9 protein-coding genes are annotated in these 12,298 nt (G+C 59.2%); 6 read left to right on the forward strand and 3 right to left on the reverse strand.

Annotation, left to right across the window (positions count from 1 at the left end):
- Positions 1-16 precede the first annotated feature (16 nt).
- The 4 genes from GPM19_RS05535 to rsd all read left to right on the forward strand — a co-directional run bounded on the left by GPM19_RS05535 (position 17) and on the right by rsd (position 5,307).
- Positions 17-2,362, forward strand: a complete 2,346-nt coding sequence (locus GPM19_RS05535) for a Tex family protein (RefSeq protein ID WP_160417882.1) — start codon at positions 17-19, stop codon at positions 2,360-2,362.
- 182 nt (positions 2,363-2,544) lie between these two features.
- The gene (gene gshA, locus GPM19_RS05540) at positions 2,545-4,200 is read left to right on the forward strand and encodes a glutamate--cysteine ligase (RefSeq protein ID WP_160418005.1); all 1,656 of its coding nucleotides are present in this window, start codon (positions 2,545-2,547) and stop codon (positions 4,198-4,200) included.
- The gene (locus tag GPM19_RS05545; RefSeq protein WP_160417883.1) at positions 4,197-4,724 is read left to right on the forward strand and encodes a disulfide bond formation protein B; all 528 of its coding nucleotides are present in this window, start codon (positions 4,197-4,199) and stop codon (positions 4,722-4,724) included. Before gshA ends, GPM19_RS05545 begins: the two co-directional genes overlap by 4 nt.
- 88 nt (positions 4,725-4,812) lie before the next feature.
- Positions 4,813-5,307 (forward strand): sigma D regulator, encoded by a 495-nt coding sequence (gene rsd / locus GPM19_RS05550; protein WP_160417884.1) that lies wholly within the window; start codon positions 4,813-4,815, stop codon positions 5,305-5,307.
- 11 nt (positions 5,308-5,318) lie between these two features.
- Here the strand turns inward: rsd and GPM19_RS05555 are convergent, their stop codons facing one another.
- Positions 5,319-8,396 carry an efflux RND transporter permease subunit gene (locus GPM19_RS05555; RefSeq protein WP_160417885.1) on the reverse strand — a complete coding sequence of 1,026 codons (3,078 nt, stop codon included), beginning with the start codon at positions 8,394-8,396 and terminating at the stop codon, positions 5,319-5,321.
- A complete protein-coding gene (locus GPM19_RS05560) occupies positions 8,380-9,483 on the reverse strand; it encodes an efflux RND transporter periplasmic adaptor subunit (protein WP_160417886.1) in 1,104 nt (367 codons plus the stop codon). Before GPM19_RS05560 ends, GPM19_RS05555 begins: the two co-directional genes overlap by 17 nt.
- Before the next feature lie 320 nt (positions 9,484-9,803).
- On the opposite strand from GPM19_RS05560, the gene GPM19_RS05565 reads away from it, so the two are divergent.
- Positions 9,804-10,778 (forward strand): malate dehydrogenase, encoded by a 975-nt coding sequence (locus tag GPM19_RS05565; RefSeq protein ID WP_160417887.1) that lies wholly within the window; start codon positions 9,804-9,806, stop codon positions 10,776-10,778.
- 97 nt (positions 10,779-10,875) lie between these two features.
- Here GPM19_RS05565 and GPM19_RS05570 read toward each other — a convergent pair whose 3' ends face one another.
- On the reverse strand, positions 10,876-11,532 hold the full coding sequence (locus GPM19_RS05570) for a histidinol-phosphatase (protein WP_160417888.1): 657 nt from the start codon (positions 11,530-11,532) through the stop codon (positions 10,876-10,878).
- 236 nt (positions 11,533-11,768) lie between these two features.
- On the opposite strand from GPM19_RS05570, the gene GPM19_RS05575 reads away from it, so the two are divergent.
- Positions 11,769-12,263: an RNA pyrophosphohydrolase gene (locus tag GPM19_RS05575; protein WP_160417889.1), complete on the forward strand. Its 495-nt coding sequence runs from the start codon at positions 11,769-11,771 to the stop codon at positions 12,261-12,263.
- The last annotated feature ends 35 nt before the right edge of the window (positions 12,264-12,298 follow it).

Raw genomic sequence — 12,298 nt, forward strand, 5'->3', positions numbered from 1 at the left:
GAGTTATTTGCGATATATGAATGTCAATCAGCGTATTATCTCGCGCCTTGCCGACGAGCTTGCCGTTCGCCCTCAGCAGGTAACCGCCACTGTCGAGTTGCTTGATGGCGGCGCCACCGTGCCTTTCATTGCCCGTTACCGCAAGGAAGTTACCGGTGCCCTGGATGACACCCAGTTGCGCCAACTGGACGAGCGCCTGCGTTACCTGCGTGAGCTGGAAGAGCGGCGTGCCGCGGTCATCACCGCCATCGATGAACAGGGCAAGCTGAGTGATGACTTGGCGGCCAAGCTGCAAGCCGCGGATACCAAGCAACGGCTGGAAGATCTTTATCTTCCCTACAAGAAAAAGCGTCGCACCAAGGCACAGATAGCTCGTGAGGCCGGCCTGGAACCGCTGGCCAATGCTTTGCTTGGCGACCCGACGCTGATCCCGGAAACCGAGGCCGCCAACTACCTGCGCCCCGCTGAAGGCGATATTGCCGCCATCGAGGATGCCAAGGCGGCACTCGACGGTGCCAAGCAGATTCTGATGGAGCGCTTTGCCGAAGACCCGGAATTGATCGGCATGCTGCGCGAACGGTTATGGGCCGAAGGGCGGCTGAGCGCCCGTGTGCTGGAAGGCAGACAGCAGGAAGGCGCCAAGTTCTCCGATTATTTCGAACATGATGAAGTCCTTGCCAAGGTGCCTTCCCACCGGGCGCTGGCCATGTTCCGGGGGCGCAACGAAGGCGTGCTGAGCCTGGCGATTCGTTTGCCGGGGGAAGAGGAGGCGCCGTTGCATCCTGCCCAGGTGATGATTGCCCGGCAGTTCGGCCTTCGCGATCAAGGGCGCGCTGCCGACCGCTGGTTGGCCGAGGTGGTGCGCTGGACCTGGCGGGTGAAGCTCTATACCGCCCTGGAAACAGAATTGCTGGGCCGTCTGCGTGAACAGGCCGAGCTGACCGCAATCGAGGTATTTGCTGCCAATCTGAAAGACTTGCTGTTGGCCGCGCCCGCCGGACCCAAGGTCACCCTGGCGATCGACCCCGGCCAACGTACCGGCTGCAAGGTGGCGGTGGTAGATGCCACTGGCCAGTTCGTGGCGCACACCACCATCTACCCTCATGCGCCGCAAAAGCAATGGCGGGAATCCCTGGCCGAGCTCGCCCGCTTGGCGAAAACCCATGCTGTGGAACTGGTGGCCATCGGCAATGGTACCGCCAGCCGTGAAACCGACAAGCTGGCCGCCGAACTGGTACAGCTGCTGGCGTCTGAGCAGCGCCTGAGCAAGGTCATGGTCAGCGAAGCGGGCGCCTCGGTGTATTCGGCCTCGGAATACGCCGCCCGTGAATTTCCCGACCTGGATGTCACGCTACGCGGCGCGGTGTCGATCGCCCGGCGCTTGCAAGACCCCTTGGCGGAGCTGGTCAAGATCGAGCCCAAGTCGATCGGGGTGGGGCAATACCAGCATGATGTCTCACAGCTGCAGCTTTCGAAAAGCCTGGAAGCGGTAATCGAGGACTGTGTGAATGCCGTGGGGGTGGATCTCAATACCGCTTCCAGTGCCTTGCTTTCAAGAGTGGCGGGGCTGAGTACCATCCTGGCCGAAAACATCGTCATGCAGCGCAATCAGCAGGGCGCGTTCAAGACACGCAAGGCCTTGCTGAAGGTCAGCCGTCTGGGGCCGAAAACTTTCGAGCAGTGCGCCGGTTTTCTGCGTATCAACGCCGCGGAAAACCCTTTGGATGCCAGTGCCGTCCACCCGGAAGCCTATTCGCTGGTGAAGCGCATGGCCGCGTACAGCGGGCGTGATCTGGGTGGTTTGATCGGTGACAGTGCGGCGATCAAGGCGCTCGATCCCGCCGATTTTGCCGATGAACGCTTCGGTATTCCCACCGTCAGCGACATTCTCAAAGAACTGGACAAGCCCGGGCGTGATCCTCGACCTGAATTCCGTGCCGCTGAATTTCGTGAGGGGGTGGAAACCCTAAAGGACCTGGAAGCCGGCATGGTCCTGGAGGGCACGGTAACCAACGTGACCCACTTCGGTGCCTTTGTGGACATCGGTGTTCACCAGGATGGGCTGGTGCATATTTCCGCGCTTGCCGACCGTTTTGTCGAAGACCCGCGCAGCGTGGTCAAGGCCGGTGATATCGTTCAGGTCAAGGTGATGAACGTGGATATTCCGCGCAAGCGCATCGGTCTTTCCATGCGCCTGGATGACAGCGTGGAAGAAGAGGCCGCCGCACCTTCCCGCCAGCCGGACACTAGCGCCAATGCCCGGCGTCGCCCGGCCAAGAACCGGGGGAAAGCGACACAGGAGGACAACGCTCCCGTGGGGGCGTTGGGCGCGGCGCTGCTCAAGGCGCGCCGGGATAACTAAGCCTGTGATAACTAAGCCTGTGTGGCTTGAATCTTGCCATGGCGGCGCCATATCCTTCTGCTTGATGGCCCCGCCGATCGATTTCACCCAGGCCCGCCCGGCGGGCCTTTTGACAAGGAGCGTTCACCTTGCTTGAACCTCTTGCTGTGCCAAGCTCATCCACGGAGTCAATCACAAGCTCGGTGCCGACTGCCCTTACCCGGCAGGTGGATCGTCTGATCCCGGCGGCTCGCCAAGGGCGTATCAGTCGTCTGCGTCGTGGTCTGGAAAAAGAGGGCTTGCGTGTTGATCCTGACGGGCATATCGCCCAGACCCCGCACCCTTGGGCGTTAGGTTCCAAGCTGACGCATCCGCATATCACCACGGATTATTCCGAGGCCCTGCTGGAATACATCACCCCGGTATATTCCCAGCCGCGCGAGGCCTTGTCCTTCATGGCCGACCTGCATCGCTACAGTTATCGCTACCTGGGGGATGAGTTGATCTGGCCGGGCAGCATGCCCGCGCGCCTGTCGGGCAATGAAAGCATCCCGATTGCCGATTACGGTACATCCAATGTGGGCAAGATGAAAAAGGTGTATCGCAAGGGGCTGGATGTGCGTTACGGGCGCATCATGCAGGCGATTGCCGGGGTGCATTACAACGTCTCACTGGCCGACGACATGTGGCAAGCGCTGCGTGAACTGGATGGCGCCGCCGCAACGCCGTTCAACGATTATCGCTCGACACGCTATTTCGGTTTGATCCGGCATTTCCGGCGCCACAGCTGGCTGCTGCTCTATCTGTTCGGTGCCTCACCGGCCATCGACAAGAGCTTTCTCGACAAGCACGCCCTGCCCGGCGGCAAGGTGCCGGAAAAACTTAAGATGCTCGATGGGCAGACGTACTTCGCGCCTTATGCGACGACCTTGCGCATGTCCGACCTGGGCTATCAGAACAAGGTGCAGGCGCAGCTCAAGATCTGCTTCAATTCCCTGTCGAATTACGTCAATACCTTGCGCCATGCGATTTCCAGCCCCTGGCCGGATTATGAAAAGCTGGGCGTCAAGGTTACCGACGAATCGGGCGAGACGCATTGGCAACAGCTTAACGCCAATATCCTGCAGATCGAAAACGAGTACTACAGCGATATTCGCCCCAAGCGCGTGACACGTCACAACGAAACCCCAAGCCAGGCACTCGAAGCGCGTGGCGTGGAGTACATCGAAGTGCGCTGCCTGGATCTCAACCCCTTCGATGCCTTGGGGATTACCGAAACGCAGATGCGCTTCATGGATACCTTCCTGATGTGGTGCCTGCTCAGCGACAGCCCCTGGATCAGCGATGAGGAATGCGACCGTCTGGACGACAACCGGCGCCTGGTGGTAGAGCGCGGTCGTGACCCGGCGTTGCGTCTGCTCAACGATGGCGATGCCTGTTCCATCGCCCAGTGGGGTGGGCAAATCTTTGCGGAAATGGCTGAGGTAAGCCGGTTGCTAGATGCCATGGAAGATGGCTCGCCGCATGCCGAGGCGTTGCAAGCCCTGGCGCCACTGCTGGAAAGCCCGGAGCTCACTCCTTCCGGTCGCTTGTTGACTCGCCTGCAGGTCAATCAGGAATCGCTGAGCGATGCCATGCTGGCGCTGGCCAAGCAACAGCAGGCGGAATTCATGGCGCAACCTGCGTCTCAACGTGCCCGGGAGGCGTTGCTGGAGCAGTTGGTGGAAACCTCCCATCAACAGCAGCAAGATATCGAGCAAGCCGATACGCAGAGTTTCGATGCGTTTCTTGACGATTACTTCAGCCGGGCTCGCGAATCGCGTATATCGAGCTCGCTTGCCTCCGGAGCCGCCTCTTGAATGTCACGACCGTACGCCCGGTGGCGCTGACGGGCCTGGCATTCTGCGCCCTGATGATGGTTGTTGCCCTGGGTCTTGAACATATCGTCGGACTGGCACCCTGCCCGCTGTGCATCTTTCAGCGTGTGGCGGTATTGGCCACGGCAGCGGTACTCGCGGTGGCAGCCGTGCATAATCCTCACGGACGCTTGGGAACGGCGGTATACGGCGTGCTTGGGCTTGTCACTGTGGGGGGTGGCGCATTCATCGCCGGTCGGCATGTATGGTTGCAGACGCTACCTGCAGATAAAGTCCCTAGCTGCGGCCCGGGGCTGGACTATATGCTGGATATTCTACCGCTCCAGGACGTGGTGGGGATGGTGCTTTCCGGCTCGGGAGAGTGCGCCGAGATTGATTTCATGCTGCTGGGTCTTTCTCTGCCCGCCTGGACGTTGATCGGTTTTGCCATTCTGGCGCTGGTCCCGCTGAGGCTCCTTTGGCTGGCATGGGCCAAGGGCGCTAAGTTCATTCCCCAGCGGGATTGACAGCGGGAACAGGAACAGGCGAATCTAGCCTCATCAAGAGAGAGCTGGTATCACCAAGGAGAGATTTTCATGCTAAGGAGAAAATTCCATGCTCGAAGATTGTAAAAATGCCCGGGAACGCTGGGGTGGTGTGCACTCACTGATCGATCGCTGGCTGGATCAGCGCCACGAGCTACTGGTGAGTTTCGTTGAGCTCAATGATGCCTGTGATACGGAGCTTGAAACGGTCAGCAAGGCGCGGATTGACCATTTCAGTGAAGTGCTGATGGATTACATCAGTGCGGGGCACTTCGAGGTCTACCCGCAACTGGCGGAGGAGGCTCGCGCCTTCGATGATGCTCAAGCGCTGCTGATCGCCGACAAGCTGCTTGAACGCTTGGAAATGTCCACCGAATTGGTGTTGGAGTTCGATACCGATTACGCCACTGCACTGAGCTGCGAGCATAACCTTTATCGCCTACCGGCCTGGATCGAACGTCTGTCCAAGGGGTTGAGTGACCGCTTCGTTCTCGAAGATCAGCTGATCGCCCGGATGCATGCCGTGCATAGCCCCGGCGCGGATGTTGCTTCAGCGGCACCCTGAGCGGGCTCCCTCTAGCGACAGTGCCGCTTGCCCTTGCCACCAAGCACCAGCATGCAGGGGGTCAGCAGCAAGGTAAGGGCGGTGGCAAAGGTCAAGCCGCCGGCAATGGCGCTCGACATCTGCGACCACCACTGAGCCGAAGGGGCATTGAAACCCAGGGATGGCGCAAAGAGGTTCACGTTCACCCCCAGCACCATGGGCATCAGACCCAGCACAGTGGTGATGGCGGTCAACAGTACCGGGCGCAGGCGTAGGCAACCCGCTTCAAGTGCTGCCGCGCCCGGCTCAAGTCCCGTGCCGCGCAGTTCATTGTAGGTGTCGATCAGTACGATATTGTTGTTGACCACAATGCCCGCCAAGGCAATCACCCCCATGCCGACCATCACGATACCGAAGGCTTGCCCGGTCACCAGCAGCCCCATCAAGACGCCGGCGGTGGAAAATACGATCGCCGAGAGCACCAACCCCGCCTGATAGAAACTGTTGAACTGAGTCACCAAAATCAACGCCATCAAGCCGATCGCTACCATGAAGGCGGTTCCCAGAAACTGTGCCGATTCCTGCTGATCTTCCTGTTCGCCGGCGACATTGACCATGACGCCCTCGGGCAATGAGGCAAAAGCGGCCTCGGCCAGGGCACGCAATCGCTCGTCGGCCTGGTAGCCGGGGGCCAGGCCGGCCTCCAGGGTAATTGTCCGACGACCATCGATACGGTGCAGCGTCCCTACCTTGGGACCCGGCGTGACCTCGACGAAATTGGTGATGGGCACTTGGCCGCGTGGGGTATTGAGGGTCAAGCGTTCGAGTTGGTTCAAAGAGCGCCATTGCTCAGGCAAGCGAACGCGAATGTCCACCTCGTCATTGACCCCCTGGGGGCGATAAGAGGAGACGCGCAAGCCGGTGGTCAATAATTGCACGGCACTGCCAATGGTGGTGATGTCGGTTCCGAAACGCGCCGCCGCCTCACGATCGACGTTTAGTCGCCACTCCACGCCCGGCAAGCTGCGGTTATCCTGGATATCCTCGAAACCGCCCAGCTCAGCCATCTCTTGGCGCAGAAGCTCTACTGCATCGGCGATACGTTCCGGTTGAACGGCACTGACTTCCAGCACGATGGGTTTGCCGCCTCCGGGCCCCATCTCCTGTTCGCGAAATTCCAGAATGATCCCGGGGATATCGCGGCTGCGCTCGGCCATGTCATCCAGAATCGCTTGAGCGGGGCGTCTTTGATGCCAGTCGATCAACTGGAACTGCAGCACACCGATAACATCGTTGCCTAGCTGCTCGTTGGGCACTGCAAAGGAGCGGGCATACAGCGCCTGGACTTCGCTCATGCCGGTCAGACGCTTTTCGACGCGCTGCACGATGGCATCGGTTTCCTCGGCGGAATAATCACCTCGAGCGCGCACCAGGACTTGCGCACTGTCCGGTTCTACCGCCGGGAAAAAATCCACGCCGTGGTTGAAACGGGCATAACCGGTGTAGATCAAGGCGATCAGCAGCAAGGTAAACGTCAGTACCCAGCCAGGATGAACAAGCAGTCGGCTGAGCGTGGTGCGGTAGAACCTGCCCAGGACGGTCGAGGGTTGCTGGTCGGAAGAACCCTTGGGGGCGAGAGCCGCCTTGCGGGTGAAAATACTGCCTAGCGTGGGTAGAAATATCAGCGCCATGGCCAGTGACGCCAGCAGACAGAGTATTACCGTAGCCGGAAGGTACTTCATGAACTGGCCGACCACGCCGGGCCAGAACAACAGCGGAATAAACACCGCCAGGGTGGTGGCGGTGGAAGCGATCACCGGCCAGCTCATGCGCGCCGCCGCATTCAGCCAGGCATCCCGCGGGGATTGATGTTCACGCAGATGACGGTCGGCCAGTTCACTCACCACGATGGCGCCATCAACCAGCATACCGGCCACCAGAATCAGTGCAAACAACACCACAATATTGAGGGTGAAGCCTAAAGTGCTTATCAGCAGGATGCCGGTCAAGAAGGCACCGGGAATGGTCAGGCCCACCAGCAAGGCGGTACGCCACCCCATGACCGCCACCACCACAATCAATACCAGCACCACGGCGGTAAGCACATTGTTCAAAAGCTCCGAGAGCATGTCTCGCACCGTGTTGGACTCGTCCAGAATGGTGGTGATGCGCAGCGACTCCGGAAGCAAGTCCTGGGCTTCGGCGAGCCGCTCACGCACAGCGCCAATAGTGGCGATGATGTTGGCACCGGCCCGTTTGGAGATTTCCAATACCACCGCCGGCTGGCCATCAATGCGCGCGAAGCCTTGTGGGTCCTTGAAAGTGGGGTGAATCCGGGCGACATCGCCGAAAGTGACCACACGATCCCCTTCCACTTTGACCGGCATGTTGATGACGTCTTCCAGCGTTTCGATAATCCCGGGAACCTTCAGTGCCAGGCGACCCGCACCGGTATCCAGGCTGCCCGCGGCCACCAGGCGGTTGTTGCGCGCTACCTGATTGAACAGGGCATCGAAATTCACGTCATAGCTTTCCAGCACCAGGGGATCGATGACGATTTCCAGAAGTTCGTCGCGGTCGCCGCCGATATCCACTTCTAGGACGTTGGCGATGCCTTCGAACTCTTCCTTGAGTCGCCGGGCCAGGGTAATTCGTTCGCGGGTGTCCAGCTGACCCGAAAGTCCAAGGCTCAGGACGGGAAACTCCGAGACATTGACTTCCATGACGCGAGGCTCGTCAGCCTCTGAAGGCAGGGTGGTGCGGGCGATATCGACTTGCTCGCGCACCTCCGAAAGGGCGGCATCAGGGTCGAATCCCGGATCGAACTCCAAGGTGATGGAGGCGTGGCCTTCGCTGGATTGGGCGCTTAGTTTACGCAAGCCCTCGATGCCGCTCAGCTCCTGTTCCATGGGCCGAACCAGTAGCCGCTCGCCATCTTCGGGGCTAACGCCTTCAAGCGAGAGTGCCACGTAGACCAACGGTATGGTGACATCGGGGTTGGCTTCCTTGGGAATCACTTGCCAGGCCACGATGCCTGCCATCAAGAGCCCGAAAAGTAACAGCAGCGTGGTGCGGGCATGGGAAATCGCGGCGTCAATCAGTCGGCGCATGCTTCGCTTCCTGATCTGTTTCGGCAACCACGAATTCCACACGCTCACCCACATCCACCAGCCCGCCGCCCAGCGTGATCAGTCTCAGTGGGGAGGGCAGGCCGGTTACTCGCGCGGCCTCGGCATCGGCGCTGACCAGCTCCACCTGAGTCTGTTGCACTCGATTCTGGTCATCCAGGTGCTTGACCGCCAGCTGGCCTTCGTCGTTCAGCACCAGCAAGGCAGGCGAAATGACGTGCACTTGCCGGGCGGGTAGGGTGATGGTGAGTTCGGCGCTGGCACCGGCCAAACGCAAGCCCTGAGGGTTGTCGATTTCGGCCTCCACCTGAAAGCTGCGTGTGGCCTCGTCGGCCCGGCTAGCCATATAGGTCAATTCACCGGAAAGCTGCCTGCCGTCAAGCAGGCGCACATCGACTGTGAGCCCCGGGCTGATCTCGCGGGCGCGCTGTTGAGCCACCCAGCCGCTGGCCAGCAGAGTACGGTCATCGATTAACCGCCCCCAGCTTTCCCCGACTCGGAGCAGGTCGCCAAGCTCCACGGTAATTTGATCAAGCTTCCCATCGAAGGGAGCAGTGGGGCGGGTGTCGGCTAATTGACGCTCCAGCTCCGCTACATCCGCCAGACTGCGGGTGACGGCGCTACGCAAACGCAGCAGGTCAGGCTGGGAAATCAATTGCCGTTGACGCAGACTTTCGGCGCCGGAAAGCTCGGCTTGTGCCAAGGCAAGCTCGTCGCGCGCCAGGGCCAGGCGTTCGGGCAACGCCTGGCTATCCAGTATCAACAAGGTGTCGCCGGCGGTGACCTCATCTCCCTGGGCTACGGGCAGCTCCATGACCTGACCGGTCTGGTTGACTCGCAGCGTGACGTTGCGCTGGGCCTCGAGTTGACCTTGAACACTTAGCGTAGGCAGGTAATCAGTACTGACGCGCTCGCTGACTTCCACGCCAGGCGGCTCGATAGTGGCTGAGGTTGCCGTTGGAGCCTCGCTTTGAAAGTGTTGAAAATCACCCAGTGCCAACCACGCCAGCAATCCGAGAGTAATCAGCGTGGCCAGAAGGTACGAAAAAGGGAGGCGTCGTCGCAGCATGAAATTCGTCCGTGTGATTCGAAACTCTGAGCTACACTTTCAAGCTCTGAGCTGCATTATTCGAGCTACTTATAATTGAGCTACAATTTGTGCTGCAAGGGCACACGCTATCACAAAGAAAGACTTTTGCAGGCGTGAAGGTACCGATATCGTGCCGGTAGATACAGGGGTAACGCCGGCACTAGCCGCAGGTCTGATTGAGTTTTACCCACGGTGAGAATACCATCTTGGCGTCTTGAGTCCGCGCCAGCGATTGCGACAAGCCTTGCTATACGCCATCTCCGGCAGTCATTCTCAGGCGAACCAACCAAGGAGCAACGATGAAAGATCCCGTACGTATTGCGATTACCGGCGGTGCCGGCCAGATTAGTTATTCTCTCATTTTCCGCATCGCCGCCGGCGATATGCTGGGACCGGATCAGCCAGTCATTCTTCAGCTGCTGGAAATTACGCCGGCCATGGATGCACTGAACGGCGTGGTGATGGAAGTCAACGATTGCGCGTTCCCGCTGGTTCAGGACATCGTTGCCACCGACGACGCGAATGTAGCGTTCAAGGATGCCGATTTCGCTCTGCTGGTCGGAGCGCGCCCGCGTGGCCCGGGCATGGAGCGCAAAGACCTCCTGGAAGCCAATGCCGCGATCTTCTCTGTTCAGGGCAAGGCGCTCAACGACCATGCCAGCCGTGATGTTCGCGTACTGGTGGTGGGCAATCCGGCCAACACCAATGCTCTGATTGCCTCGTGCAACGCGCCTGATCTCAGCTCGGGTCAGTTCACCGCCATGACCCGTCTGGATCATAACCGTGCTCTGACCCAGTTGGCGCAGAAGACCAACAAGCACGTCACCGACATCGACGGTATGATCATCTGGGGCAACCACAGTGCTACCCAGTATCCGGACTTGGCCCACTGCCGTGTCGACGGCAAGGCTGCTTTCGATCTGGTCGAGCGCGACTGGTACGAGAACGATTTCATTCCCACCGTGCAGCAGCGCGGTGCGGCGATCATCAAGGCGCGCGGTGCCTCTTCCGCGGCTTCTGCAGCCTCTTCCGCCATCGACCACATGCACGACTGGGCGCTGGGTTGTGAAGGCATCGTCAGCATGGCGATTCCGTCCGACGGAAGCTACGGTATCGAGGAAGGCATCATCTATTCCTACCCGGTACGCTGCAAGAGCGGTGATTATGAAATCGTTCAGGGCTATGAGCTCGACGAATTCAGCAAGGCCAAGATGAAAGCGACGGAAGAAGAACTGCGCGCTGAGCGTGCGGCTGTCGAACATCTGCTCGGCTAAGTATCGGCTGAGCCGGTAAATCGAAAACGCCCCGACGACTCAGGTCGTCGGGGCATTTTTTTGTCAGCTGGTCGTCGTCATTGGCTGAGCTTTGTACTCAGTCACGTAGACTCATGATGCGCCACTGACGTTCTTCCGCCACTCGGCGCAGGATGGGATCGGGGTCGACGGCAATAGGATGTTCGATTTTTTCCAGCAGGGGCAAGTCGTTATGTGAATCGCTGTAGAACCAGGCATCCTCGAGGGTGATGTCCTGATCTTCCAGCCATTGTTCCAGACGTTTGACTTTACCTTCCTGATAGCTGGGAATGCCGGTAATGCCCCCGGTATAGCACCCTTCATGGACTTCCGGTTCCACCGCAATAAGGTGGTCCACCCCCAGGCGTTCAGCAATCGGACCGGTAATGAAACGGTTGGTGGCGGTAATGATCAACAGCACATCGCCACGGGTGCGGTGGCGGGCGAGAAGCTCCTCGGCCTTGGGCAGAATATGCGGTTCGATCTTGGCCGCCATGAACTGCTGATGCCAGGCGGCAAGCTGCTCGGGAGAATTTTCAGCCAGGGGTTTCAGGGCAACCTCCAGGAATGCCTTGATATCCAGGGTGCCGGCGTTGTAGTCGGCCATGAAACGTTCGTTGGCTTCGCTGTAACTTTCTGGATCGACGGCGCCCTGTTCGAGCAAGAACTCACCCCAGGCGTGATCGCTGTCGATGGATAGCAGCGTATTGTCCAGATCGAAAATGGCCAGACTCACGGCGCTCCCCTTAGTGGTTTGTGTTAGGTAGTTTAGCGGGAGCGGATTATCGCAGAGTCGCGGGGCTATTCCCACTGATCGCGCCCCGACCAAAGGACAAGGCGAATTGAGTCAAGAAGCGCCGAAGGAGTAACGCGGCGCAAAGCGTAAAACATGATCGGAAGCGGTTTGTATTGATGGGGTTGATCGCCTTGTGGAAAAATGGGGGCAATTGAAAATTTAATAAGGTGATGTCCGTGATCGACGCTGACGGCTTTCGCCCCAATGTTGGCATTATCCTTGCCAATAGCCAGGGGCAACTGCTTTGGGCGCGTCGGGTAGGACAGAATGCGTGGCAGTTTCCTCAGGGAGGCATCAATGCGAACGAGACATCGCGAGAGGCGCTTTTTCGTGAGCTTCATGAAGAAGTTGGCCTGACCGCCGATGATGTCGAAATAATCGCTTGTACCCGGGGGTGGCTGCGCTACCGCCTGCCACGACGCATGATTCGTACCCAGTCCCGGCCGATTTGCATCGGCCAGAAACAGAAATGGTATCTACTCAGGATTCGCTGCCAGGAAAACAGAATCTGTATGACCGCCTCTCCCAAACCGGAATTTGATGGTTGGCGTTGGGTCAGTTATTGGTATCCACTGGGGCAGGTGGTGCCTTTCAAGCGGGAGGTCTATCGCCGAGCGCTGCGTGAGTTGTTGCCGCGGCTTCAGTACCTGGCTCAGGGGGATGAATGTTAAGGTTGTCGTTTTACTTACCCCTTGCCCAAGAGCGG

This window comes from Vreelandella zhuhanensis, assembly GCF_009793355.1.
GTDB classification, from domain to species: Bacteria; Pseudomonadota; Gammaproteobacteria; order Pseudomonadales; family Halomonadaceae; genus Vreelandella; species Vreelandella zhuhanensis.

Coding starts and splice junctions, on each gene's coding strand:
- GPM19_RS05555 (WP_160417885.1), bottom strand. CDS start 8,396: ATGCGCCGACTGATTGACGCCGCGATTTCCCATGCCCGCACCACGCTG.
- GPM19_RS05560 (WP_160417886.1), bottom strand. CDS start 9,483: ATGCTGCGACGACGCCTCCCTTTTTCGTACCTTCTGGCCACGCTGATT.
- GPM19_RS05565 (WP_160417887.1), top strand. CDS start 9,804: ATGAAAGATCCCGTACGTATTGCGATTACCGGCGGTGCCGGCCAGATT.
- rsd (WP_160417884.1), top strand. CDS start 4,813: ATGCTCGAAGATTGTAAAAATGCCCGGGAACGCTGGGGTGGTGTGCAC.
- GPM19_RS05535 (WP_160417882.1), top strand. CDS start 17: ATGAATGTCAATCAGCGTATTATCTCGCGCCTTGCCGACGAGCTTGCC.